Origin of the sequence: Massilia sp. HP4 (genome assembly GCF_005222695.1) — a bacterium.
Lineage (GTDB): Bacteria > Pseudomonadota > Gammaproteobacteria > Burkholderiales > Burkholderiaceae_D > Telluria.
In genome coordinates this window covers 107,663-132,335 of sequence record NZ_STGG01000013.1, presented here as the reverse complement: position 1 = coordinate 132,335, position 24,673 = coordinate 107,663, and the positions used below count along the sequence as shown (strand labels likewise).

General features: G+C 62.5%; 18 protein-coding genes. 4 read left to right on the top strand and 14 right to left on the bottom strand.

Going from position 1 to position 24,673, the window contains the following annotated elements:
• Window positions 1–10: 10 nt before the first annotated feature.
• The 10 genes from ileS to E8M83_RS08520 all read right to left on the bottom strand — a co-directional run bounded on the left by ileS (window position 11) and on the right by E8M83_RS08520 (window position 13,936).
• Window positions 11–2,896, bottom strand: a complete 2,886-nt coding sequence (ileS, locus tag E8M83_RS08565; RefSeq protein WP_137172945.1) for an isoleucine--tRNA ligase — start codon at window positions 2,894–2,896, stop codon at window positions 11–13.
• Window positions 2,897–2,993: 97 nt separating this feature from the next.
• The gene (locus tag E8M83_RS08560; protein WP_137172944.1) at window positions 2,994–3,965 is read right to left on the bottom strand and encodes a bifunctional riboflavin kinase/FAD synthetase; all 972 of its coding nucleotides are present in this window, start codon (window positions 3,963–3,965) and stop codon (window positions 2,994–2,996) included.
• Between the two features lie 264 nt (window positions 3,966–4,229).
• On the bottom strand, window positions 4,230–5,459 hold the full coding sequence (locus E8M83_RS08555; protein ID WP_137172943.1) for a tetratricopeptide repeat protein: 1,230 nt from the start codon (window positions 5,457–5,459) through the stop codon (window positions 4,230–4,232).
• Window positions 5,460–5,528: 69 nt separating this feature from the next.
• On the bottom strand, window positions 5,529–5,960 hold the full coding sequence (locus E8M83_RS08550; RefSeq protein WP_206077442.1) for a biopolymer transporter ExbD: 432 nt from the start codon (window positions 5,958–5,960) through the stop codon (window positions 5,529–5,531).
• Window positions 5,961–6,039: 79 nt separating this feature from the next.
• On the bottom strand, window positions 6,040–6,456 hold the full coding sequence (locus E8M83_RS08545) for a biopolymer transporter ExbD (protein WP_137172942.1): 417 nt from the start codon (window positions 6,454–6,456) through the stop codon (window positions 6,040–6,042).
• A 3-nt stretch (window positions 6,457–6,459) separates the two neighbouring features.
• On the bottom strand, window positions 6,460–7,395 hold the full coding sequence (locus E8M83_RS08540) for a MotA/TolQ/ExbB proton channel family protein (RefSeq protein ID WP_170976733.1): 936 nt from the start codon (window positions 7,393–7,395) through the stop codon (window positions 6,460–6,462).
• Window positions 7,396–7,479: 84 nt separating this feature from the next.
• Entirely contained in the window at window positions 7,480–8,142 is a 663-nt protein-coding gene (locus E8M83_RS08535) for an energy transducer TonB (RefSeq protein ID WP_123068891.1), read from the bottom strand.
• Between the two features lie 838 nt (window positions 8,143–8,980).
• Window positions 8,981–10,507, bottom strand: a complete 1,527-nt coding sequence (locus tag E8M83_RS08530) for a SpoVR family protein (RefSeq protein WP_137172941.1) — start codon at window positions 10,505–10,507, stop codon at window positions 8,981–8,983.
• 44 nt (window positions 10,508–10,551) lie between these two features.
• Window positions 10,552–11,823 (bottom strand): YeaH/YhbH family protein, encoded by a 1,272-nt coding sequence (locus E8M83_RS08525; RefSeq protein ID WP_137172940.1) that lies wholly within the window; start codon window positions 11,821–11,823, stop codon window positions 10,552–10,554.
• Between the two features lie 190 nt (window positions 11,824–12,013).
• On the bottom strand, window positions 12,014–13,936 hold the full coding sequence (locus E8M83_RS08520; protein ID WP_137172939.1) for a PrkA family serine protein kinase: 1,923 nt from the start codon (window positions 13,934–13,936) through the stop codon (window positions 12,014–12,016).
• A gap of 539 nt (window positions 13,937–14,475) precedes the next feature.
• On the opposite strand from E8M83_RS08520, the gene E8M83_RS08510 reads away from it, so the two are divergent.
• The 4 genes from E8M83_RS08510 (at window position 14,476) to rmuC (ending at window position 19,952) form a co-directional block, all read left to right on the top strand.
• On the top strand, window positions 14,476–15,483 hold the full coding sequence (locus E8M83_RS08510; RefSeq protein WP_137172937.1) for an adenosine deaminase: 1,008 nt from the start codon (window positions 14,476–14,478) through the stop codon (window positions 15,481–15,483).
• Between the two features lie 28 nt (window positions 15,484–15,511).
• Complete coding sequence (locus E8M83_RS08505) at window positions 15,512–18,043, top strand: ABC transporter permease (protein ID WP_137172936.1); 2,532 nt, start codon at window positions 15,512–15,514, stop codon at window positions 18,041–18,043.
• A gap of 155 nt (window positions 18,044–18,198) precedes the next feature.
• The gene (locus tag E8M83_RS08500; protein ID WP_137172935.1) at window positions 18,199–18,624 is read left to right on the top strand and encodes a group II truncated hemoglobin; all 426 of its coding nucleotides are present in this window, start codon (window positions 18,199–18,201) and stop codon (window positions 18,622–18,624) included.
• 8 nt (window positions 18,625–18,632) lie between these two features.
• Window positions 18,633–19,952, top strand: a complete 1,320-nt coding sequence (gene rmuC / locus E8M83_RS08495; protein ID WP_137172934.1) for a DNA recombination protein RmuC — start codon at window positions 18,633–18,635, stop codon at window positions 19,950–19,952.
• A 12-nt stretch (window positions 19,953–19,964) separates the two neighbouring features.
• Here the strand turns inward: rmuC and E8M83_RS08490 are convergent, their stop codons facing one another.
• The 4 genes from E8M83_RS08490 to moaA all read right to left on the bottom strand — a co-directional run bounded on the left by E8M83_RS08490 (window position 19,965) and on the right by moaA (window position 24,668).
• Window positions 19,965–21,260: a type II toxin-antitoxin system HipA family toxin gene (locus E8M83_RS08490; protein ID WP_137172933.1), complete on the bottom strand. Its 1,296-nt coding sequence runs from the start codon at window positions 21,258–21,260 to the stop codon at window positions 19,965–19,967.
• 2 nt (window positions 21,261–21,262) lie between these two features.
• The gene (locus E8M83_RS08485; protein ID WP_137172932.1) at window positions 21,263–21,511 is read right to left on the bottom strand and encodes a type II toxin-antitoxin system Y4mF family antitoxin; all 249 of its coding nucleotides are present in this window, start codon (window positions 21,509–21,511) and stop codon (window positions 21,263–21,265) included.
• Window positions 21,512–21,648: 137 nt separating this feature from the next.
• Window positions 21,649–23,544 carry a gephyrin-like molybdotransferase Glp gene (gene glp, locus E8M83_RS08480; protein WP_137172931.1) on the bottom strand — a complete coding sequence of 632 codons (1,896 nt, stop codon included), beginning with the start codon at window positions 23,542–23,544 and terminating at the stop codon, window positions 21,649–21,651.
• A gap of 11 nt (window positions 23,545–23,555) precedes the next feature.
• Window positions 23,556–24,668, bottom strand: coding sequence for a GTP 3',8-cyclase MoaA (moaA, locus tag E8M83_RS08475; RefSeq protein WP_137172930.1), 1,113 nt, complete (start codon window positions 24,666–24,668; stop codon window positions 23,556–23,558).
• Window positions 24,669–24,673: the final 5 nt, after the last annotated feature.

Sequence of the window (24,673 nt, the reverse complement as noted above, 5' to 3'; positions counted from 1 at the left end):
CCCTTGGGACTCAAGCGAAACGGCGCGCTTCGCCGGCGCCGAACAGGTTGCTCGTGCAGCGGCCGCACAAGGTCGGATGCGCGTGGTCGTGGCCGACGTCGCGGCGGTAGTGCCAGCAGCGCTCGCACTTCTCGGCAGTCGAAGGTGCCACGGTCACGCTTTCGTCGGCTTCGGCGGCGACTTCAGCGACGGTGGCCTGCGAGGTGATGAACACGAACTTGAGGTCATCGTCCAGGCTGGCGAGCGCGCGGTATTTGTCGCCCGACGCCTTGATCGCCAGTTCCGCCTGCAGCGAAGAGCCGATCGCGCCCGAGGTACGGACTTCTTCGAGCTCCTTGGTCACGTCGAGGCGGACCTGGCGCAGCAGCGCATATTTCGCCAGCAAGGCCTCGCCATCTTCGAGCTCGGGGAAAGTCCACAAGGTCTGGGTGAAGATGGTCTCGTCGCTGTCGGCGAATTTCTGCTGGCCGGCGAACACGGCCCATGCTTCCTCGGCGGTGAACGACAGGATCGGCGCCATCACGCGCAGCAGCGAGTGGGCGATGTGCCACAGCGCGGTCTGGGCCGAGCGGCGCGCCTGCGATTCCACGCCCGTGGTGTACAGGCGGTCCTTCAGGATGTCGAGGTAGAAGCCGCCCAGGTCTTCCGAGCAGTAGTTCTGCAGGCGCGACACGACCGGATGGAACTCGTAGCGCTCGAAGTGGCTCGCTACGTCCTTCTGCAGCTGGGCCATCGAGGCGATCGCATAGCGGTCGATCTCGAGCAGTTCGGCCATCGGCACGGCGTGCTGCGCCGGGTCGAAGTCCGAGGTGTTCGCCAGCAGGAAGCGCAGCGTGTTGCGGATGCGGCGGTACGATTCGGTCACGCGCTTGAGGATCTCTTCTCCGATCGACAATTCGCCCGTGTAGTCGGTCGAGGCCACCCACAGGCGCAGGATGTCGGCGCCGAGCGTATCCGAGATCTTTTGCGGCGCCATCGTGTTGCCGAGTGACTTGGACATCTTCTTGCCGTTCTCGTCGACGGTGAAGCCGTGGGTCAGCAGCGCCTTGTACGGCGGCGTCCCGTTCAGCATCGAGGAGGTCAGCAGCGACGAGTGGAACCAGCCGCGGTGCTGGTCCGAGCCTTCCAGGTACAGGTCGGCCGGGAAGCTCGACTGCTCCTTGTGCGAGCCGCGCAGCACGGTCTGGTGGGTGCTGCCCGAATCGAACCAGACGTCCAGCGTGTCCTTGTTCTTTTCATAGGTCGCGGCATCCTCGCCCAGCAGGGTGGCCGGGTCCAGATTGTGCCAGGCGTCGATGCCGCCCGCTTCGATCAGCGTGGCGACCTGCTCCAGCAGTTCGGGGGTGCGCGGATGCAGCTCGCCGCTTTCCTTGTGGATGAAGAAGGCCATCGGCACGCCCCACTGGCGCTGGCGCGACAGGGTCCAGTCCGGACGGTTCTCGATCATGCCGTGCAGGCGCGCCTGGCCCCAGTCCGGGAAGAATTCCGTTTTCTCGATACCCGCCAGCGCGGTCTGGCGCAGGGTGGCGCCGCCATCCTTCGGCACGACGTCCATGCCGGCGAACCACTGGCTGGTGGCGCGGTAGACGATCGGGGTCTTATGCCGCCAGCAGTGCATATAGCTGTGATCGAACATCTTCAGTTCGAACAGGGCCTCGGCGTCGGTCAGCGCGGCGCAGATCGGTTTGCTCGCTTCCCAGATCGTCATGCCGCCGAACAGCGGCAGGGTCGAGGCGAAGCGGCCGTCGCCCATCACGGGTTTCAGGATGTCGTCGTCCTGCATGCCATGCGCCTTGCACGACTGGAAGTCTTCCAGGCCGTAGGCCGGGGCCGAGTGGACCACGCCGGTACCGCTGTCGACGGTGACGTAGTCGGCCAGGTAGACCGGCGACAAGCGATCGTAGAAGGCGTCCTGCGCATGCAGCGGATGCCTGAATTTCAGGCCGCCGAGTTTGTCGCCGACCGTGGTGGCGATGACCGTGCCTTCCAGCTTGTAGCGCTGCAGGACCGATTCAACCAGTTCCGAGCCCAGGATCAGGAGTTGCGGCTGGCCGTCGCGTTCGACCTGCACCAGCGAGTAGGCCACTTCCGGGCCCACGTTCAGGGCCTGGTTCGACGGGATGGTCCACGGGGTCGTGGTCCAGATCACGATGAAGCCCTTGTCCGTCGGCAGCCGGTCCAGGCCGAAGGCGGCGGCGATCTTGTCGTGTTCGTGGAAGGGGAAGCCGACGTCGATTGCCGGGTCGCGCTTGTCCTGGTATTCGACTTCGGCCTCGGCCAGCGCCGAACCGCAGTCGAAGCACCAGTTGACCGGTTTCAGGCCGCGATACACATAACCTTTTTCGAGCAGGGTGCCGAGCGCGCGCAGCTCGTCGGCTTCATTGCTGTAGGCCATGGTCATATAGGGGTTGTCCCACTCGCCCAGCACGCCCAGGCGGATGAAGCCGGCGCGCTGGCGGTCGATCTGCTCGAGCGCATAGGCACGTGCCTTTTGCAGCACTTCGGCGGTCGGCAAGTTCTTGCCATACAGTTTTTCGATCTGGATCTCGATCGGCATGCCGTGGCAATCCCAGCCCGGCACGTACGGGGCGTCGAAGCCGGCGATCGTGCGCGACTTGATGACCATGTCTTTGAGGATCTTGTTGACGGCGTGACCCAGGTGGATGTCGCCGTTGGCGTACGGTGGACCGTCGTGCAGGATGAATTTCGGACGGCCGGCGGCGGCCTTGCGCACGCGCTCGTAGAGTTTTTTATCCTGCCATTGCTTGACCCAGCCCGGTTCACGCTTGGCGAGGTCGCCCCGCATCGGGAATGGGGTGTCGGTCATATTGACCGGGTATTTGCTTTCAGGCTTTTTCGGGCCCTTGGGACCGTTGTTCTGTTTTGTATCGGACATAAGCTTCTTCTGGTAAGTGTTCTTGTGCACGGCGCAGCGCACCGCGGCAGAGTTGGGTGAGGCGCTTCCGGTGCGTCATGGCGGCCGGGAAGCGCGCTCAAATTCGGTCGGTCGCCGTCAGCGCGCTATTGCGGTGGGCGAAGAAGGCGCGCGCCTGCGCCGCGTCATTGTCGATCGCGGCGGTGAGCGTAGCCAGGTCGTCGTATTTTTCTTCATCGCGCAGCTTGGCCAGGAATTCCACACGCACCAGCTTGCCGTAGCACTGCTGGGCATAGTCGAAGACGTGGACTTCGAGCAGCATGCGACCGGCATCCTCGACAGTCGGACGCACGCCCAGGCTGGCCACGGCCGGCAGCGGCGCGTCGGCCAGGCCGTGTACCTGCACCACGAAGATGCCGGACAGGGCAGGGCGGTGGGCGACCCGCAGGTTCATGGTCGGAAAGCCCAGCGTGCGGCCCAGCTTCTGGCCATGGATCACGTGGCCCGACATCGCATACGGATGGCCGAGCAATTCACCGGTTCGGACGAAATCGCCTTCGAGCAGGGCGGCGCGCACGGCCGAGGACGAGATGCGCTGGTCGCCCAGCATGACGGCGTCCAGGGTCTGGACCTCGAAGCCGAATTCGCGGCCGGCCTCGACCAGCATCGCGATATCGCCCAGGCGCCGCGCGCCGAAGCGGAAATCGTCGCCGACCATCAGCCATTTGACGTGCAGGCCGTCGACCAGCACGCGCTCGATGAAGTCGCGCGGCGACATGGCGGCGAATTGTTCGTTGAAGTGTTCGACGATGACGCGGTCGATGCCGGCGTGGTCGAGATCCTCGAGCTTGTCGCGCAGGTTGGCGATACGGGCCGGGGCGCGGGACAGGTCGCCCGATTTGTGGGCGAAGTATTCGCGCGGGTGAGGCTCGAACGTCATCACGGCCGCTTCCAGGCCGAGTGCCGCTGCGGCGCTGCGCACGTGGGCCAGCAGGGCCTGGTGGCCGCGATGGACGCCGTCGAAATTGCCGATCGTGAGCGCGCACGGCGCGCGCGCCCTGTCGTTGGGAAGTCCGCGAAATACCTTCATCAAATCTGGGTCCGGTTGCGCGCCGCGCTACGTTGGTGCGGCGCCGAAACCCTGATTATACGGTAAAGCGATTGTTGCACCGAGGTAGGGTTGGCCTCGGCGGCCCCGCGCTATGCCGCCGACGCGGTGGTAGTTGGCAGCCAAGTCATTCGGTACGAGATCGGCACCGATAACAAACACCGCGTCGGCGGCGAAGCCGCCAACCCTACTCTCCAATAAAAACGCCGCCCGAAGGCGGCGTTCATGAAACCGATCTCGGAACGATCAGCTCAGCGGATTGTTGATCGCCATGATCCAGTAGCGGGCCAGTTCGGCGGTGCCGTCCTTGCCGCCCACGGTCTTGAGCGTGGCGATGGCTTGCTGCTTCTTGCCGGCCGCTGCATAGGCTTCGCCCAGGCGCAGCTTGGCGTCTTCGGCGTTCTTCAGACCACCGGCCTTGATCGCGGCTTCCATCATCTTGAGGCCCTTGTCGGCCTGGCCAGCCTGCACCAGCGCGTAACCCAGGCCCACCAGCGAGTCGTTGTCCTTGACGGCGGTGTGCTCGGCTTCCAGCGTCGCAAAGTTCTTGTTTTGCTCTGCCAGGTTCTTCTCTGCCAGTTCCTTCAGGCGCTGGTGACGCGCGGCGTCGGTGCCGGTGCCCAGGGCGCCGGCCTTGTAGCCCTTGTCGATGATCTTGAGCGCTTCGGCCGGGGCTTTCGCCTGCAGCACCAGCTGGGCCATTTCCATGTACTCGCTCGGCTTCTTGAGCAGGTTATTGGCCAGCTTCAGGCGGTACACGTCGACGTTCAGGCGCTGCGAGTAGCCTTTCTGGCGCTGGACACGGTTCAGCAGGTCGGTCCAGTACTGGGCCTTCGGATAGCTGGTGGCCAGCTTCTCGATGGTGCGCACGTAGCCGGCGGTATCGTTCTTTTTCAGCTGGATATTGGCCAGCATGCCCAGCTGGTCTTCGCTCAGGCGGCCGCTTTTCTCGACGGTACGCAGTTCTTGCTCGAGGGCGGCGGTATTACCTTGCTTGTAATAGTTCTGCAGCAGGTAAGCGCGCAGCTTTGGATCTTCCTTCTGCTTGAGCAGGGACTGGATGGTGCTGTTGGCTTTGTTCAGGTCGCCAGCGCGCATATAGATGCCCACCAGGCCTTCGGCGAATTGCGAACGCTCATTGGCGCTCAGCTTGCCAGATGCGAGCAGGGCTTCGAAGGATTTGGCGGCGGTGTCGTAATCGCCGGCCGACGAGGCTGCCCCGGCGCGCACGCGCTCGATCAGGTAGCTTTCATTGGCGGTCTTGTTGCTTACTTTGTCCAGTCCGCGCAGGGTGGCCAGTGCGTCTTTGTGCTTGCCCTGTTTCATCTGGGCCTGGGCTTGCTGCAGCGGTTTGCCAATCTCCGCGCGCATGGCTTCCTGCGCGACGACGGAAGACAGGCCGATTACCGGGGTGAGCGCGGTAAAGCCCAGAGCGGCCATTGCAAGGCTAAGGTGAGCGAGACGGAACTTGATCATCTGAAAAATCCTTATTTCAAAATGGACACGGCAGGGATAGCCCTGCCGTGTTGGTCAAACATGGAACGATTACTGGAACTGCTCGTTACCGACCATGCCGATTTTGGTGACGCCAATACGCTGGGCAGATGCCATGACACCGGCAACAACCTTGTACTCTACCAGCTTATTCGGACGCAGGTGCACTTCGGGCTGGTCAGGGATGGCGGCAACGGCGTTCATCTTGGCTTCCAGCGTAGCGCGATCCGGCACGACTTCGCCATCCCAGAGGATGGTACCGTCGAAGTCGACGTCGATCGTGATCACGACAGGCTTGATATCGCTTGGCGGCGGGTTACCAACTGGCATGTTCAGATTAACCGAGTGATCTTGCTTCGGAATCGTAATAATCAGCATGATGATGAGAACGAGCAAGACGTCGATCAACGGCGTCATGTTCATTTCCATCATCGGTTCCGGATCCGCATCCGCTGCGGAGCCTCCACCTACGTTCATACTCATGGTGTGTCCTTATCAAATGTTGGGGAGAAGGTTGCGGCGCCCGGTTTGACAACCAGGCGCCGCGTGCAGCGCTATCAGCTTATTGCGGCTGAATAACGAAACCAACCTTCTGCACACCAGCACGTTGTGCCGTGTAAATGACCCGGCCGATTGCTTCGTAGCGGGTTTCTTGGTCGCCACGAACTTTCACCGCCGGTTGCGGCACTTTCACCGACTGCTCCGCGAGGAACTTGAACAGCTCGTCCGTGTTCGCGAGGTGAGTCTGGTTGTAGTACATCTCACCGTCTTTATTGACGGTGATATTGACGTCTTCCGGTTTGGACAGGGTGACCTGGTTCTCTTCTTCAGGCAGCGTAACTTTCTGCAGATTCAGAACCACCGGGCTCGTGATCAGGAAGATGATCAGAAGAACCAACATGATGTCAACGAGTGGCGTCGTGTTGATCTCTGAATTCAGTGCATCTTCGCCGGAATCGGAACCGACACTCATCGACATAATTTATCCAATCTTTTTAGCTTGTGCAGCTGCGTTCGAGGTCGACATTGCGCCCGAGATCAGCACCGAGTGCACGTCAGCCGAGAACGAGCGGACTTCTTCCAGCACGGTCTTGTTACGACGCACCAGCCAGTTGTAACCCAGGACGGCAGGAACTGCAACGAACAGACCGAAGGCGGTCATGATCAGTGCTTCACCGACTGGACCTGCGACCTTGTCGATCGAGGCGTTACCCGACATGCCGATGGCGGTCAGTGCGTTGTAGATGCCCCAGACGGTACCGAACAGACCGATGAACGGCGAGGTCGAACCGACGGTTGCCAGGAACGACAGGCCATCTTGCAGACGCGACTGGACGCGGTCGACCGAGCGCTGGATCTGCATGGTGACCCAGGTCGACAGGTCGATCTGCTCGAGCAGGGCGCCGTCGTGGTGCTGGGTAGCCTTGGTGCCGGTTTCAGCGATGAAGCGGAATGGCGAACCTTCTTTCAGCTGAGCCGAACCAGCAGCGATCGACGGTGCTTTCCAGAACTTGGCTTGCATGTCTTTAGCTTGACGCATCACTTTTTGCTGATCGATCAGCTTGGTGATAATGATGTACCACGAACCGATCGACATCAGCGACAGGATGATCAGGGTGCCCTTGTTGACGAAGTCGCCGTGTTCCCACATGGCTTGCAGGCCGTACGGGTTGTAGACTTCTTCGGTCTGCTCGCCACCTGGAGCAGCGGCTGGCGCGCCAGCATCTGCCGGAGCAGCAGCGTCAGCAGGAGCAGCAGCTGGATCGACAGCTGGTGCAGCTGCGTCGGTCGCCACTGGAGCCGCGTCGGCTGCCGGGGTTTCTTGAGCGAAGGCCGGGGCCGAGACCAGAGCCGATGCTGCAGTAACCGACAACAGGACAGCCGCCAGGAAAGCGGACAAACGGGTATTCTTAAACATGCTTCCTCCAAAGATATTAAATAGACAGTTCGCTGAACTAATGACAACGACAATCAAAATTTGAGACGGTGTTCTGCCTCGGTTTTATTCCAGCGTCCAGACGTACTGCACCGCTGTCCACGCCTGTTCCGGCTTGCCATCAATCATGGCGGGCTTGAATCGGCATTTGCTCAGAGCCGATTGCGCGGCCCGGTCCAAGTCACGGAAGCCACTCGACTTCGCCAGCTTGGCTTCGATCACCCGACCATCGACACCGATCAGGAACTGCAGGGTCGTGGTACCGGTTTCTTCATTGCGCTGCGACGAACGCGGATATTCCGGACGTGCGCAAGTATTAAAGTCAGCGACTGCCTCGGTGCGGCTAGGACCACGTGCCGGCGGTGCCGGCGGAGCCGGAGGTGCGGGCGGCGCCGGCGGAGCCAGCTGGGTGGTTGGCGGCGGCGTGTTGGTCGCGGTAGCGATCGTGTTTTGCGGTGGCGGCGGCTGCTGCACTTGCACTTCGACCGGCGGGATGAACGGCGGCGGCGGCGCTTTCATTTCTGGCGGCGGCGGCGGCGGCGGGGTTTCCGGCGGTGGTGGCGGTGCGGTCTCTTCAATCAGCTTGGTTTCCACCGCTTCGGTCACCGTGGTGACAATCCGGGTGCCCAGGCCAGCCACGAGTGCCCATCCCACGAGAATGTGGAAGATGAGGACAACGATGAATCCTGTGAGATTCTTCCCGGGTTGCTTCTCATTCGAAAAATTCATGCCATATTTCTCCAATACCAACTCTTTTTTGTTGCTACCAAACCCACTAAACACGACAAAAGCCTAGAGCCGCATCCGGGACATCGAAGAATTATACCTACGAATTCTTTTTTGCACATACATTTTTACGGCACCGAAAGGTGCGCTAACTACCTGTAAATGCAGGCAAACAAGCTCATCTATACAAACTTGGCGAAGTCGTTTTGCGGGGTCCGGAAGGCCGGAAAATTTGTAGTTTTGTGTAGCAGTTCTCCTCATGCGTGGAAGATCAGTGCGGATGTTAATTTCACCAAATTAATGACGCTAATTCGACAACTCAGCAAATATCATATGAGGAAAACTGGTTAATTTGCAAACAATAGCCAATCCTCATCATGTGCCGGCCTGCGCCGGACACCCCCTGGTAGCCGCCTCGAGCGCACACAAGGTATAGATAAAAGTGATACCCGTTATACCGCTTGCGATGCCTCAACCGTGCGCTATATAACTACTTCATCTTGGAAGGAACAAATGCTGCGCACCTCCACACCTTCTGAGACAAACTTTATTACTTAGTGTTGCTAGGCGCTTCACCACCACATTGCCATGACTTGGTTGTGACAGCGCTAACATGTGATGTCGCGAACATACCATGAAATCTGTATGTTGGCGATACCGTATGAGCGTAATTGAACATGCATAAGCAAGGCAAGCTGCTTGTACCTCGCAGTGGGAGGAGAAAAGCAGCATCGGCGGCGTCACCGCCAGCCCTGCGCATCGTCGACGCAGTCCCCGCTACGAGCGCGTCGATGCGCCGCGGCCGTGGCGGCCGCGTCCACTACGCATACAGGGGGAGAAATCAGCGCCCGCGCTTCTCGCGCCGGCACTCCAGGAAGCTGACCACGTGGCCGGCCGGGTCGGCCGTCTCGAGCCGCACGTCGAAGCCCCATAGCCGCGCCACGTGCTTGAGCACCTCTTGCGCCTGCCCATTCAGGGGGCGACGGTTGTATTGCGTGTGGCGCAGGGTGAGGGCGCGGTCGTCGCGCGTATTGACTTGCCAGACCTGGATGTTCGGCTCGCGGCTGCCCAGGTTGTATTGCTCGGCCAGCTTGTGGCGCACATAGCGGTAGCCGGCCTCGTCGTGGATGGCGGAGATGGTCAGCTTGTCGCTGCGGTCATCGTCCAGCACGGCGAAGAAATGGAAATCGCGGATCAACTTGGGCGACAGGTATTGGGCGATGAAGCTTTCGTCCTTGAAGTTGCGCATCGCGAAGTCGAGCGTCTTGAGCCAGTCGCTGCCGGCAATGTCAGGGAACCAGATTTTATCTTCATCGGTCGGGTTCTCACAGATGCGGCGGATATCGGTCATCATCGCGAAACCGAGCGCATACGGGTTGATCCCGCTGTAATACGGGCTGTTCGCGGGCGGCTGGTAGACCACGTTGGTATGGCTTTGCAGGAACTCGAGCATGAAGCCGTCGCCGACGATCCCCTCTTTATACAGGTCTTGCAGGATCGTGTAGTGCCAGAAGGTGGCCCAGCCCTCGTTCATCACCTGGGTCTGGCGCTGCGGATAAAAATACTGGGAGATCTTGCGTGTGATGCGTACCAGCTCGCGCTGCCAGGGTTCGAGCAGCGGGGCGTATTTCTCGATGAAATACAGCAGGTTTTCTTCGGGCTCAGGTGGGAAGCGGTGGGCGGGCGCATCGGCCGCCACCTGTTCTTCGCGCTGGGGCAGGGTGCGCCAGATCGAATTGACCTGGGATTGGGCGTATTCTTCGCGCTCCTTGGTGCGCGCCGCCTCTTGCGCCACCGACAGCTTGGCCGGCCGCTTGTAGCGGTCGACACCATAGTTCTGCAGGGCGTGGCAGGAATCGAGCAGCTCCTCGACCGCGTCGATGCCATAGCGCTGCTCGCACTCGGCGATATAGTTCTTGGCAAACACCATATAGTCGACGATGGCGTCGGCATCGGTCCAGCTGCGGAACAGGTAATTGCCCTTGAAGAAAGAGTTGTGGCCGTAGGCGGCGTGGGCAATCACCAGTGCCTGCATCGTCAGGCTGTTTTCTTCCATCAGGTAGGCGATGCAGGGATTCGAGTTGATGACGATCTCGTAGGCCAGGCCCATCTGGCCGCGGCGGTAGCTTTTCTCGGTGCTCAGGAAGTGCTTGCCGAACGACCAGTGGTTATACGACACCGGCATGCCTACCGAGGTATAGGCATCCATCATCTGCTCGGCGGTGATGATCTCGAGCTGGTTCGGATAGGTGTCCAGGCCATAGCGCTTGGCCACCCGCTTGATTTCTTCGTGCGCCTGCTCGATCAGGTCGAAGGTCCACTCCGACTGTTCGGGCAGGGCGCGCGGATTGCTTGGATCTCTTGGCATATGCGCCTCGCTATTGTCTGCAGGTGGCGTCCCTCAGCCGCAGGTCATTTGGCCTGCTTCTTGAACAGTTCCCGGAATACCGGGTAGATGTCGGCCGGGGTCACGATCTTTTGCATCGCGAAATTGCGGTGCTGGGCGGCGACGTCGCAGTATTGTTCCCACAGGTTCTGCGGCGGGCCATCGGTGATCTCGACATAGGTGTAATACTGCACGCGCGGCATGATCGCGCTGCTGAGGATCTGCTTGCACAGCACCGAGTCGTTGTCCCAGTTGTCGCCATCCGAGGCTTGCGCCACATAGGCGTTCCAGTCGGCGCTGCCGTAGCGCTCGGTGATCACTTTTTGCAGCAGGTGCAGGGCCGAGGACACGACCGTGCCGCCCGACTCGCGTGAATGGAAGAACTCGTTCTCGTCGACCTCGGCCGCCGCCGTATGGTGGCGGATGAACACGACGTCGATTTTTTCGTAGACCCGCTTCAAGAAGAGATAGAGCAGGATAAAGAAGCGCTTGGCCGTGTCCTTGCGCGTCTCGTCCATCGAGCCCGACACGTCCATGATGCAGAACATCACGGCCTGGGTGCTGGGCTTGGGCACCTTGATCCGGTTTGCATAACGCAGGTCGAACGGATCGATGAATGGAATGGCGTTGAGGCGGATGTGCAGGTGGTGGATGCGGTCCTTCAGTTCGATCACCCCCTCATCATCCGACGGTGCGCCGTCGTCGAGCAGCGCCTGCAGCGCTTCTTCGGCATCCGCCAATTCGCGCCGCGCGGGGCCGCCGATGGCAATGCGGCGTCCCAATGCCCCGCGCAGCGAGCGCAGCACGTGGATATTCGACGGCGTGCCGGACACGTTGTAGCCGGCGCGCTGGTTCTTGTATTCGATGGTCTGGCTCAGCTGCGTCTTGACCATATTCGGCAGCTCAAGATCCTCGAAGAAATAATTCATGAATTCTTCGCGCGACAGCTCGAAGATGAAGTCGTCTTCGACGGTCTGTTCGCTATTGCCGGCGCGACCGCGCCCGGCGCCGCCGGCGCCACCGCGTGGGCGATTGAACTGGTCGCCCTTTTGATATTCGGTATTGCCGGGGTTGACGGTTTCATACACGCCGCCATGGGCGTGGCCGAAATGGGGTTCACTCACGTCCTTGACGGGAATGGTGACCTTTTCGCCGTTCTCGATGTCGGTGATCGAGCGGCCCTTGATCGCGCGGCCGACCGCATCCTTGATCTGCGCCTTGTAGCGGCGCAGGAAGCGTTCGCGGTTGACCGCTGACTTGTTCTTGCCCTGCAAGCGACGGTCGATGAGGTAAGTCAAAACAGGCCTCCTGCTCATATATAAGCGCGGAACTGTCGGCACACGATCTACCGCTCGCGCTCTGGTGTCGTCGTCAGGCGGCGACACCTCTATCTTAATACGCTGCGCGAACGAGCGTGCGGCGCACGCGCAGCGTTTGCACATCGCCGGTGGCGGCCTGCGGCCAGCCGGCAACGCGCATGGGCTGCCATTACGACGATTTGCGCACGCGCAGATACCATTCGCACAACAGACGTACCTGCTTTGGTGTATAGCCTTTCTCTACCATGCGGGCGACGAAGTCGGCATGCTTGTTCGCATCCTCGGCACTCGCTTTTGCATTGAAGGAAATCACCGGCAAAAGTTCCTCGGTATTCGAGAACATCTTCTTCTCGATTACGCTGCGGAACTTCTCGTAGCTGGTCCAGGCCGGATTCTTGCCGGCATTGGTGGCCCGCGCCCTGAGGCTGAAGTTGACGATCTCGTTGCGGAAGTCCTTGGGATTCGAGATGCCGGCCGGCTTCTCGATCTTTTCCAGCTCGGAATTCAACGATTCGCGATCGAAGCTCTCGCCGGTATCGGGATCGCGGAATTCCTGGTCCTGGATCCAGAAGTCGGCGAAGGTCACGTAGCGGTCGAAGATATTCTGGCCATACTCGGAATAGCTTTCCAGGTAGGCAGTCTGGATCTCCTTGCCGATGAAATCGACGTAGCGCTGCGCCAGGTGTTCCTTGATATACGACAGATAGCGCTGTTCTGTCTCTGGCGGGAATTGCTCGCGCTCGATCTGCTGTTCGAGCACATACAGCAGGTGGACCGGATTGGCCGCGACCTCGGTATTGTCGAAGTTGAAGACCTTGGACAGGATCTTGAAGGCGAAGCGGGTCGACAGGCCGTTCATGCCTTCGTCCACGCCGGCATAGTCGACATATTCGTGCAGCGATTTGGCCTTGGGATCGGTGTCCTTGAGGTTGTCGCCATCGTAGACCAGCATCTTGGAGAAGATGCTCGAGTTCTCGGGATCCTTCAGGCGCGACAGTACGGCGAATTGCGACATCATGCGCAGGGTGCCGGGCGCGCACGGCGCCTTGTCGAGCGAGGAATTACGCAGCAACTTGTCGTAGATCTGCACTTCGTCGGACACGCGCAGGCAATACGGCACTTTCACGATATAGATGCGGTCGAGGAATGCCTCGTTATTGCGGTTATTGCGGAAGGTCTTCCATTCGGATTCGTTCGAGTGCGCCAGCACGATGCCGTCGAAGGGAATCGCGCCGAAGCCTTCGGTGCCCTTGTAGTTGCCCTCTTGCGTGGCCGTGAGCAGTGGATGCAGCACCTTGATCGGCGCCTTGAACATCTCGACGAACTCCATCAGGCCCTGGTTCGCCAGGCACAGGCCGCCGGAATAGCTGTAGGCGTCCGGATCGTCTTGTGGAAAGTCTTCGAGCTTGCGGATATCGACCTTGCCGACCAGCGAAGAAATATCCTGGTTGTTTTCGTCGCCCGGTTCGGTCTTGGAAATGGCGATCTGTTTCAAAATCGACGGATAGCGCTTCACCACACGGAATTTATTGATGTCGCCGCCGTATTCATGCAGGCGCTTGACGGCCCACGGACTCGGGATGGCGCGCAGGTAGCGGCGCGCAATGCCGTAGTCTTCTTCGAGGATGGTGCCGTCTTCTTCTTCGCTGAACAGGCCCAGCGGCGATTCGTTCACCGGCGAACCCTTGATCGCATAAAAGGGCACGAGTTCCATCAGGCTTTTCAGTTTTTCGGCGATCGACGATTTACCGCCGCCGACCGGGCCGAGCAGATACAGGATCTGCTTGCGTTCTTCGAGCCCCTGCGCCGCATGGCGGAAATAGGACACCACCTGTTCGATCACTTCTTCCATGCCGTAGAACTCGCGGAAGGCCGGATAGATCTTGATCACCTTGTTGGCGAAGATGCGCGACAGGCGGGGATCGAGGCGGGTATCGACCAGGGTCGGTTCGCCGATCGCGGCCAGCATGCGTTCAGGTGCGCTGGCATAGGTCAGCGGGTCTTTCTTGCATAGCTGGAGAAATTCGGCGAGGGAGTATTCTTCTTCCCGGGTACGCTCGTATCGGGCCGCGTAGTTTTCAAAGATGCTCATTGAAGTTCCTTTAATGTGCCAACAACGAATCACTGTCACAGCAGTTGGTGAAACTGCCCGGGGCCCCGGTATCTTTGTCGCGCGCTCCTCGTCTGTTCGCTGTGGAGAACGTCTTTTTTGCGTTTATGAAATTTATTATGTGCCTATTAGTTTCCGAAGTCAAAGCTGTGTCGTGCGGGCTGGCGACGTAGTACCAAGTACTTGATTCAGCTATGGAAAGTCGGTTTTTGCAGGCGTCGCGGCGGCCCTGGGAAGGCGGGACCGGAACACGGCGTCGAGGCCGGTCGGAACGAGAAGATCGACGCGCCGGCGGCACCTCCATTTTCTTCCCTTGTGAGCCGATAGTGCACGAACTGCTCAACACGCGGCGCACGCGAATCGTGCATGTCGTCGAGGCGAACCATAGAGGCGAACCGGACAATTTTTGCTGCGGCGCAGGCGAAAGCCAGCATGCGTTACACTTGTCGGTCGGTCCCGGTCGGCATGACCGATCGGCCCGCACTTTTGAATATTGTCTGATGTACCTGTTGGAGAAAACCATGCTCGACGAACGCCTGCGCAAACTGCTGCAGAACATGCCCAAGGCAGAACTGCACATCCACATCGAGGGCTCGCTCGAACCAGAACTGATTTTTGAGCTTGCGCAAAGAAACGGCGTCAAACTCGCTTATAGCTCGGTCGAAGCGTTGCGCGAGGCCTACGCTTTCAGCGATCTCCAATCCTTCCTCGATATTTACTATGCCGGCGCCAGCGTGCTGCTGAAGGAGCAGGATTTCTACGACATGACCGCGGCCTATCTCGCGCGGGCCCATGCAGATAACGTCCGCCATGCCGAGATCTTCTTCGATCCGCAAACGCATACCGCGCGCGGCGTACCGTTCGAGACCGTCGTCAACGGCATCTGGCGCGCCTGCCAGGACGCGCCGCTCAGCGCCAGCCTGATCATGTGCTTCCTGCGCCACCTGTCCGAAGACGAGGCGATCGACACGCTGGAGCAGTCGCTTCCCTATCGCGACAAGTTCATCGGCGTCGGCCTCGATTCGTCCGAGGTCGGCCACCCGCCCGAAAAATTCGCGCGCGTGTTCGAGCGCGCCCGTTCGCTCGGCTTGCATCTGGTGGCGCATGCGGGCGAAGAGGGCCCGCCGGCGTATATCGAAAGCGCGCTCGACGTGCTCAAGGTCGAGCGCATCGACCACGGCGTGCGCAGCCTGGAAAGCCCTGGACTGGTCGAGCGCCTGGCGCGCGAACAGATGGCATTGACCGTGTGTCCGCTGTCGAATATCAAGCTGCGCGTGTTCGACGTAATGGGTTCGCACAACCTGCGCACCCTGCTCGACGCGAATCTCGCGGTGACCGTCAATTCGGACGATCCGGCCTATTTCGGCGGCTACGTCAACGAGAATTATTTCGCCGCCTTCGCCGCGCTGCCGCTCGATGAAAGCCACGCACGCCAGCTGGCGCGCAACAGCTTCCAGGCCGCCTTCGTCGACCCGGAGCGCAAACGCGCCTTCCTGGCCGAAGTCGACGAATTCTTCGCCAACGCTTGACTGATAACTCATAGAGGGGATCGACTCCATGTTCGTCCAGGCTCTTCGCATGACGGCGCGCGACTGGCGCGCCGGTGAGCTGCGCTTCCTGCTGGTGGCGCTGATCGTCGCGGTCGCGGCCTTGACCTCGGTCGGCTTCTTCATCGACCGCATGCGGGCGGGCATGGACCGCGACGCCCACCAGCTGCTCGGCGCCGACCTGCTGGTCAACACCGACGATCCGGTACGCCAGGAATGGCGCGCCGAAGCGCAGAGGCGCGGCCTGGTGCTGGCCGATACCGTCACCTTCCCGAGCATGGCGCAAGCCGGCGAGGGCGACGACTCGCTGGCCCAGCTGTCGTCGATCAAGGCCGTCTCGCCAGGCTATCCGCTGCGCGGCCAGGTGAGCATCACGACCGACCCGGTCGCTGCCGGCGGCGCGCAAGGCCAGCCCACGCGCGAGGTGCCGGCGCGCGGCACGGTCTGGGTCGATCCCGGCCTGCTGCCGCAGCTGCACACCGAAGTCGGCGCCATGCTCACCCTGGGCAACAGCCAGTTCCGCATCGCCCAGCTGATCGCGACCGAGCCCGATAAGGGCGCCTCGTTCGCCAACTTCGCGCCGCGCGTGATGCTGGCGCTGGAAGACCTGCAGGCCACGGGCCTGGTCGACGACTTCGCGCGCGTGAGCTTCCGCCTGATGGTCGCGTCAAAAGACGCCAACGACATGGCCGCGGTGCGCGACTACGAACAGTGGATACGCGCCCAGATCCGCGACAACAATATCAAGGGCGTGCGCATCGAGACGCTGGAAAACGGCCGTCCCGAGATGCGCGCCACGCTCGACCGCGCCGGCCTGTTCCTGTCGCTGGTGGGCCTGTTGTCGGCGATGCTGGCGGCGGTGGCAGTGGCGATGGCGGCGCGCCGCTTCATGGGGCGTCACCTGGACGCCTGCGCCATGCTGCGCTGCCTGGGCCTGACCCAGAACCAGGTCACCGTGCTGTACCTGCTCGAATTCGGATTCATCGGCCTGCTCGGCAGCGCGATCGGGGTGCTGGTCGGCTTCGGCGCCCACTTCGTGCTGCTCGAGATGATCGCTTCGCTGATCAAGACCGCGCTGCCGCCGGTATCGATGCTGCCCGCGCTGCAGGGCGTGGCCACCGGCATGCTGCTGCTGGTGGGCTTTGCGCTGCCGCCGATCCTCCAGCTGCGCAACGTGCCGCACAACCGCGTGATCCGGCGCGAGCAGGGCGCGCCGCAGCCGGCGGCGCTGGCGACCTATGGCCTCGGCATCGGCGTGTTCTTCCTGCTGCTCTTGTGGCAGGCGGGCGACGCGACCCTGGCGCTGGTGACCGCCGGCGGCTTCCTGGGCGGCTTCGCCTTCTTCGCGCTGGTCGCCTGGCTCGGCCTGCAAGGGCTGCGCCGCATGCGCGGCGCCTTCAGGCACCAGGCCTGGCGTTTCGCCGTGACTTCGCTGCAGCGCCGTCCCGGCGCCACCGTGGTGCAGGTGGTGTCGCTGGCGCTCGGCCTGATGGCGCTGCTCCTGCTCACCGTGGTGCGCGGCGACCTGATGGCGGCCTGGCAGCTGGCCACGCCGGCCGACGCGCCGAACCGCTTCGTCATCAACATCCTGCCCGAGCAGAAGCAGGGGGTGGAAGGCCAGCTGGTGGCGGCCGGCGTCAAGGAGCCGGTGCTGTACCCGATGATCCGCGGCCGCCTGACGGCGCTCAACGACAAGCCGATCACGCGCGACACCTTCCAGGACGGCGAGGCGCGGCGCCTGGCCAACCGCGAATTCAACCTGTCGACCACCAAGGTGCTGCCGCTGGCGAACGAAGTGGTGCAGGGCGAGTGGTTCAAGGACGGTCCCGGCGTGGCCGAGGCCTCGGTCGAGCAGAGCATCATGGAGCGCCTGGGCCTCGAGTTGGGCGACACGATGCGCTTCGACATGGCCGGCTTGCTCGTGGAGGCGAAGATCACCAGCGTGCGCAAGCTCGAGTGGGGTTCGATGCGCGCCAACTTCTTCGTCATCATCAATCCGGCGGCGATGGCCGATGCGCCCACCACCTATATGACGGCCTTCCACGTGCCGCCTGAAGGCGCGAACCTGGGCAATGCGTTGACCCGCAACTATCCGAACCTGACCGTGATCGACGTCTCGGGCATCATCCGACAGCTGCAGGACGTGCTGGACCAGGTGGTGACGGCAGTCGAGTTCCTGTTCCTGTTCACGCTCGCCTCGGGCGTGCTGGTGCTGTACGCGGCGCTGATGGGATCGCAATCCGAGCGCACGCGCGAGGCCGGCCTGCTGCGCGCGCTGGGCGCCACCCGCCAGCAGCTGGCGCAGGCGCAGCGCATCGAGTTCGTGCTGGTCGGCGGCCTGGCGGGCCTGCTGGCGGCGAGCGGCGCGGCGGCGCTGGGCTGGGCCCTGGCGACGTACCAGTTCAAGTTCCCGTGGGTGTTCGAGCCGGGCGTGTGGCTGGCGGGCCTGTGCGTCGGCGCGCTGTGCGCGATCGTCGGCGGCTGGCTGGGCCTGCGCGGGGTGTTGCGCCAGCCGCCGTTGCAGACCTTGCGCGAAGCTTGATGCTGGCGTGAACACCGTAAGGTTGGCCTCGGCGGCCCCGCGGTTCGCCGCCGACGCGTTGATTGTTATCGGTGCCGATGTCGTGCCGGATGAATTTTCGGCCAACCATCACCGCGTCGGCGGCAAAGCCGCCGACCCTACGCTATCATGGCGGAATGTCTGAACATAACACCGAAACGAGCAACGAAGTACAGGCCGAACCCCAGACCCTGTACGAGATGATGGGCGGCGGCGAGCGCCTGCGGGCGCTGGTCGACCGCTTCTATGACCTGATGCAGCTGGAGCCCGATTTCGCCGGCATCCACGCCATGCATCCGGTGCCCAACGACAGCTCGCGCGAGAAGACCTTCATGTTCCTGTCCGGCTGGATGGGTGGCCCTGACCTGTACATCGAGCGCTACGGCCACCCACGCCTGCGCGCGCGCCACCTGCCGTTCGCGATCGGCAGCGCGGAACGCGACCAGTGGTTGCGCTGCATGGCCTGGGCCATGGAAGACCTGGGCTACGACGACACGCTGCGCGTGCGCATGATGAATTCCTTCTTCCAGACTGCGGACTGGATGCGCAACAAACCTGACTGAGCGCCGCCATGACCGTCGCCGACATCCTCATCCTGGCCGGCCTCGTCATCGTGGCCGGCCTGCTGCTTGCTGTCCTGCTGCGCATGCGCAGCAACGGCGACGGCAACCACGTCGAGCGCCTGGAGCGCGAGCTGCGGCAAGAGCTGCAAGCCAGCGCGCAATCGACCCGCCAGGAACTGGCCGGTCACCTGGCCCAATATCACAATGCCACCGTCCAGCAACTGGACAGCATGCGCCAGCAGATGCAGCTGCATTCGAGCAGCGGGCGAGAAGAGCAGGCGCGCGCACTGAAGCGCTTTGCCGATACCTTGCAGCAGACCCTGGGCAACCTCACCGAGTCGAATGCCCAGCGCATGCTCGAGGTGCGCAACACGCTCGAGACCAAGATCCGCGACCTGCAGGGCGACAACGCGAAGCGCCTGGAAGAGATGCGCCAGACGGTCGACGAAAAACTGCATGCGACCCTGGAGACGCGATTGAGCGAATCGTTCCGCCAGGTGTCGGAACGGCTCGAAAAAGTGCACCAGGGGCTGGGCGAGATGCAGCAGCTGGCGATCGGCGTGGGCGACCTGAAGCGCGTGCTCACCAACGTCAAGACCCGCGGCACCTGGGGCGAGGTGCAGCTCGAGATGCTGCTGGAGCAGGTGCTCACTGTCGACCAGTACGGCAAGAACGTCGAGACGGTGGCGGGATCGAATGCGCGCGTCGAATTCGCGATCAAGTTGCCGGGCGTGGTCGACGGCGGTGCGCCGCTCTGGCTGCCGATCGACGCCAAGTTTCCGAAAGAGCAGTACGAGCGCCTGCTGGCGGCGGCCGACGTGGCCGATGCTGACGGCGTGGCGCGTGCTGGCGCTGAATTGGAACGTGCAGTGCGTACGGAAGCGCGCACCATTTGCGACAAATACGTGTCGCCGCCGCAGACGACTGATTTTGCGATCCTGTTCCTGCCCACCGAGGGCCTGTATGCCGAAGTGATGCGCCGTCCCGGCCTGGCCGACGACCTGCAGCGCACCTTGCGGGTGACGATCGCCGGCCCGTCGACCCTGGCCGCGCTGCTCAACAGTCTGCAGATGGGCTTCCGCACCCTGGCGCTGGAGAAGCGCTCATCCGAGGTGTGGCAGGTACTGGGCGCGGTGAAGACCGAGTTCACCAAGTTCGGCGACGTGCTGGCGACCACCAAGCTGGCCCTGGAAAAGGCAGCCAAGAATATCGAAAGCGCCGAGGTGCGCAGCCGCCAGATGGCGCGCAAGCTCAAGTCGGTGGAGGCCTTGCCGAGCGAGGCGGCGCAGTTGATGCTGGGGCCGGACGGACTGGAACGCGACGACTGACGCGTGGGTGGATCAGCTGGTGGCGCCAAGCATTTTCGCGCACAGCTTTTTGGTCAGCGATCCTACTTTCTCGGAGATACGCTCGGCCATCACGCGTTCGCCCGGCGCCAGCATGGGCAGGACCTCTGCGGTTGCCAGGGGCAGGGCGGCCAGGATCGCGGTCGCCATATCGGCGCCGAGTTTCCGGAGATATGCCGGCTTCACCCCAAGCTCGTCGGCCAATGCCTGCACATGGCGTGTGTCGAGCTGGCCGGGATTATTCTCGCCGTTAATCCTGAATGCGAATTCGGTACCAAGTCCTCTGTAAACGCGCGTCGCCATCAGGTCATAGAACGGGGCGAGCCGCATACCTTTTCCGCTGGCGATCATCGACAGGTTCTTCGCGTGCGAGTCGTTGTTGCCGGTGTAGAGATTGAAAAAGAGCCAGCGCAAGAGATTCTGCCGGTCAGGCGCTGGCTGCGTGGATTGGCCCAGCAGGTCGAAGCAGTCCTTGAATCCGGGACCACCATCATGTTCGTATTTGATGGTCGACGCAATGCCAAGCAGTTGGCAAAAGTCGGCTTGCCAGATTCGCCGCAAGCGGCCATTGGCGAGTGGAATCCGGTCGTAGCGAGTGACCAGGCAGGACCGCGTCACGGGTTCATAAGTGACCGCTGCGACCGGCAGCCCGCACCAGCGCGCCAGCGTCATCATGATGGCTTCGTTAGCGGCCGATGCAAACACGCGGATATCGGTCCTGACGATATCCGGCTTCAGGATATGGGTCGAGGGAGAACTGCCCATGGGACGGTGCGGTGTCCCGTCGGCAGCGATGTACAGCAGCAGCTTGTGCTGCGCTCCAGATATCGACATGCGCGGCGTGGGCAGTCCGCGCGCGTCTCGCTCGATCTCCGCCAGTTCCTTGGCCTGCTTGCCGTCATTGTGGACAAGCGCGTTGACCTGCTGCCAAGTCAGTGCCTGGTAGATCGGTTCCTGTGGTTGCTCGCCTTGGGGCAGCAAGACGACCGATCCCGCGCTTTCCCCACCTACTTTGGACAGCAGTCCGTAGACGCTCGAGACCTGTTCGCGCATCGTGATGAGCTTGCGCTGATCGCCTTCGGGCAGCAAGTTTTCAAAGAACGCGGTGACGTAGCGAGAATGGCTGCGTCCTGGCTGCATTGGAATGTCCGGGTGTAGTGGCGCAGACTCGGAATTTCCCAGCCATTCTTGGCAGTAGGAAAAACTCAAGGGCTCGCCTGGATACAAGATCCCGATCTGTCCCTGCGGACCGAATACGGAGAGCGTGGGAGGCAATGCGGACTTGGCCACGGTCAGCGCTTCCGTATGATGAGCTCAAGGCCCAGCAAGTGAAGAACGTCGATCACCTTTTGTGCTTGGATCGTTTCCTTGCCGTGCTCGAGATCGATGATGAAGCGGTTGCCAAGTCCCGCCAGGCCAGAGATGTCTTGCTGGGTCATCTTCTGGCTTTTTCGCGTTTGACGAATCAGATTGCCAATCTCGCGTACCGAAGTGATGGCAATCTCATTTTCAACCCGCTCGGCAATTCGCGCGTTTTCCATTGCACAGTCCCTTCAGCCCGATCGGTAAGATTTAATGAAATTATGCCTGAATGACAGGCAAAAGTCACCGATCGGTAAGGATTGCAAGGAAATTCATCAAAGCTTGGATAATAGTACCGATCGGTAAGATCGGTAATTCAGAACAAGCCCTCGAACGGGAGAATGTCGACCATCTCCCCCGCCGCGACATTGCCCTGCCCATCATGCAGCACCACCATGCAATTGGCCTCCGACATCGAGCGCAAGATGCCCGAACCCTGCGATCCGGTAATGCGCACCTCGGGCTCCCCGTCATCCCCACGCGCGACGATCCCGCGCTGGTACTCGGTGCGCCCCGGCTTCTTGCGGATCGGGCTGTTTGATCGCGCGCGCAGCAGCGGCAGTGGCGCCTCGGCGCCCATCATCTGCAGCAGCGCCTCGCGCGCGAAGAAGTAGAACGACACCATCACCGCCACCGGATTGCCCGGCAGGCCGAATAAAAAGGCGCTGCGGCCGTTGGAGGACACGCGGCCGAAGGCCAGCGGCCGGCCCGGGCGCATGCCGATCTTCCAGAACGTCACATCGCCCAGCTGGCCCATCACCTGTTTGGTGTAGTCGGCCGCGCCGACCGAGACGCCGCCCGAGGTGATGATCGCGTCGGCGTTCTCGCAGGCGGTGCGCAGCGCTTCTTCGAGTGCTTCGGGGCTGTCGCCCACCACGCCCATGTCGATGATCTCGCAGCCCAGGCGGGTCAGCATGCCGTAGATCGTGTAGCGGTTGCTGTCGTAGACGCAGCCTGCGTCGAGCGCCTGGCCGATCGAGCGCAGCTCGTCGCCGGTCGAGAAGAAGGCGACCCGCAGGCGGCGCTGCACGGGAATCTCTGCAAAGCCGAGCGAGGCGCACAGGCCCAGGTCGGCCGGACGGATGATGCGGCCGGCCTTCAATGCGGCGCTGCCGGCCTTCAGGTCTTCGCCCGCCAGGCGGCGGTTGTCCCCTGGACGGATGGCGCCCGCGCGCAAGGTCACGGTGTCGTCGGTGGTGCTGTCGGCGAATTCCTGCGGCAGCACGCTGTCGCAGCCGGCCGGCATCACGCCGCCGGTCATGATGCGCACGCATTCTCCGGGCCGGATCGCAATGTCCAGCGGCTTGCCGGCATAGGCGATGCCGGCCACCCGCAGGGTCACCGTGCCTTCTGGCGGCAGGTCGGCGCCGCGCAGCGCGTAGCCGTCCATGGCCGAGTTGTCGTGCGCCGGCACGTCGATCGGCGAGACCAGGTCGCGCGCCAGCACGCGGCCGAGCGCAGTGCGCAGCGCGACCATCTCGACGGCGCGTACCGGCTGCACGAAATCGCGGATGATGCGCTGGGCGTCCTGCACGCGCAAGGCGTCCGGGTCGTAGCCGTTGATGCAGCTGGCCACCTGGGCCAGGCTGGCGGGGAAGGGCGGGGGAGCAGGAGGCGAGGAAGCGTCGAGGCCGCGCAGCTCGTCCAGCGTATTGATGTTGCGGAAGGCGTCGGCGTCGTCGAAGATCACCTCGACCGCCTTCAGGTCGCGGTACCAGCCGTCGACGCGGCGGCCGCCTTCACTCAGATACGAGGACAGCGCCGGCAGCCGGTCGACACGCACCAGGCAGAACACGGGATGCGGCTGCGCGCGCATGCCCGGCTCCTGGGTCGCGGCGTAGGCGACGTCGGCATCGGCCTCTTGCAGCGCGGCGGACAGGCGCGCTGCCAGGTCGGATGGCAGGAAGGGCGAGTCGCAGGGCACGGCCAGCAGGTAGGGCGTGGCGCAGTGGCGCAAGCCGGCTTCAAGACCGGCCAGCGGTCCCGGGAATGGCTCCAGCCCGTCGGCGATCTCGTCCGGCAGCACCATCACATCGAAGGCGCGGTAGGTATCGAGATTGCGGTTGGCGCTGATCGCCACCGGCCCGACCTGCGGGCGCAGGCGCGCCAGCACGTGCTCGACCATGGTGCTCGACCGGAAGGGCTGCAAGCCCTTGTCGACATTGCCCATGCGCGAGCCGCGACCGCCCGCCAATACCAGTCCGCTGATCATCCCTTGTTCCATCATCCGCCTATATAGGACATTTCAACCTTGCGTGCGCCGTCGCGCTGCCCGATGCCGGTCTCCGCCGTGCGGGTCTCGGAATAGCGGTCGGCCCGCCCGCGCCACAGCTGGGCGATGGCGCCGGACAGCTCCAGGTCGCTGCGCCCGGCGCGCAGCAGCGCGCGCAGGTCGTGGCCGCGGGTGGCGAACAGGCAAGTATACAGCTTGCCCTCGGTCGACAGGCGCAGGCGCGAGCAGTCGCCGCAGAAGGCCTGGGTGACGCTCGAGATCACGCCGATCTCGCCGCTGCCGTCGAGGTAGCGCCAGCGCGAGGCGGTCTCGCCGCTGTAGTTGGCCGCCACTGGCGCCAGCGGCAGCTCGGCCGAGATGCGCCGCACCACTTCTTGCGACGGCACGACCTCGCGCATATTCCAGCCGTTGGAGGCACCGACGTCCATGAATTCGATGAAGCGCAGGATCGTGGGCGAGCCCTTGAAGTGGCGCGCCATCGGCAGGATCTGGTCGTCGTTGGTGCCGCCCTTGACCACCATATTGACCTTCACCGGCCCCAGGCCGGCCGCGTGGGCGGCGTCGATGCCGTGCAGGACGTCGGCGACGGCGAAGTCGACGTCGTTCATGCTGCGAAAGACCTTGTCGTCCATCGCGTCGAGCGACACCGTGACGCGGTCCAGGCCGGCGTCCGCAAGAAGCTGCGCCTTGCGCTTCAGGATCGAACCGTTGGTGGTGAGCGTGAGGTCGAGCGGACGGCCGCTTGGCGTGGGCAGGGCGCGCAGCATCGCGACCAGGCGCTCGAGGTTCTTGCGCAGCAGCGGCTCGCCGCCGGTCAGGCGCAGCTTCTCGACGCCATGCGCCACGAACAGCCGCGCCACGCGCGTGATTTCCTCGAACGACAGCAGGTCGCCGTGCGGCAGGTATTGGTAATCCTTGTCGAACACTTCCTTCGGCATGCAATACACGCAACGAAAGTTGCAGCGGTCGGTGACCGAGATGCGCAGGTCGTGCAGGGGCCGCCCGAGCGCGTCGCTGAGCAGGCCAGTCGGGGCGTCAAGCACGGCCGGGACCTGCAGCGCGGATGAGCGCAGGTCATTGATCAGAATGATTTTTTCAGCCATTTCAG

Coding starts and splice junctions, on each gene's coding strand:
- E8M83_RS08560 (WP_137172944.1), bottom strand. CDS start 3,965: ATGAAGGTATTTCGCGGACTTCCCAACGACAGGGCGCGCGCGCCGTGC.
- ileS (WP_137172945.1), bottom strand. CDS start 2,896: ATGTCCGATACAAAACAGAACAACGGTCCCAAGGGCCCGAAAAAGCCT.
- E8M83_RS08500 (WP_137172935.1), top strand. CDS start 18,199: ATGTCTGAACATAACACCGAAACGAGCAACGAAGTACAGGCCGAACCC.
- E8M83_RS08520 (WP_137172939.1), bottom strand. CDS start 13,936: ATGAGCATCTTTGAAAACTACGCGGCCCGATACGAGCGTACCCGGGAA.
- E8M83_RS08530 (WP_137172941.1), bottom strand. CDS start 10,507: ATGCCAAGAGATCCAAGCAATCCGCGCGCCCTGCCCGAACAGTCGGAG.
- moaA (WP_137172930.1), bottom strand. CDS start 24,668: ATGGCTGAAAAAATCATTCTGATCAATGACCTGCGCTCATCCGCGCTG.
- rmuC (WP_137172934.1), top strand. CDS start 18,633: ATGACCGTCGCCGACATCCTCATCCTGGCCGGCCTCGTCATCGTGGCC.
- E8M83_RS08555 (WP_137172943.1), bottom strand. CDS start 5,459: ATGATCAAGTTCCGTCTCGCTCACCTTAGCCTTGCAATGGCCGCTCTG.
- glp (WP_137172931.1), bottom strand. CDS start 23,544: ATGATCAGCGGACTGGTATTGGCGGGCGGTCGCGGCTCGCGCATGGGC.
- E8M83_RS08540 (WP_170976733.1), bottom strand. CDS start 7,395: ATGTTTAAGAATACCCGTTTGTCCGCTTTCCTGGCGGCTGTCCTGTTG.
- E8M83_RS08550 (WP_206077442.1), bottom strand. CDS start 5,960: ATGAGTATGAACGTAGGTGGAGGCTCCGCAGCGGATGCGGATCCGGAA.
- E8M83_RS08485 (WP_137172932.1), bottom strand. CDS start 21,511: ATGGAAAACGCGCGAATTGCCGAGCGGGTTGAAAATGAGATTGCCATC.
- E8M83_RS08535 (WP_123068891.1), bottom strand. CDS start 8,142: ATGAATTTTTCGAATGAGAAGCAACCCGGGAAGAATCTCACAGGATTC.
- E8M83_RS08510 (WP_137172937.1), top strand. CDS start 14,476: ATGCTCGACGAACGCCTGCGCAAACTGCTGCAGAACATGCCCAAGGCA.
- E8M83_RS08505 (WP_137172936.1), top strand. CDS start 15,512: ATGTTCGTCCAGGCTCTTCGCATGACGGCGCGCGACTGGCGCGCCGGT.
- E8M83_RS08545 (WP_137172942.1), bottom strand. CDS start 6,456: ATGTCGATGAGTGTCGGTTCCGATTCCGGCGAAGATGCACTGAATTCA.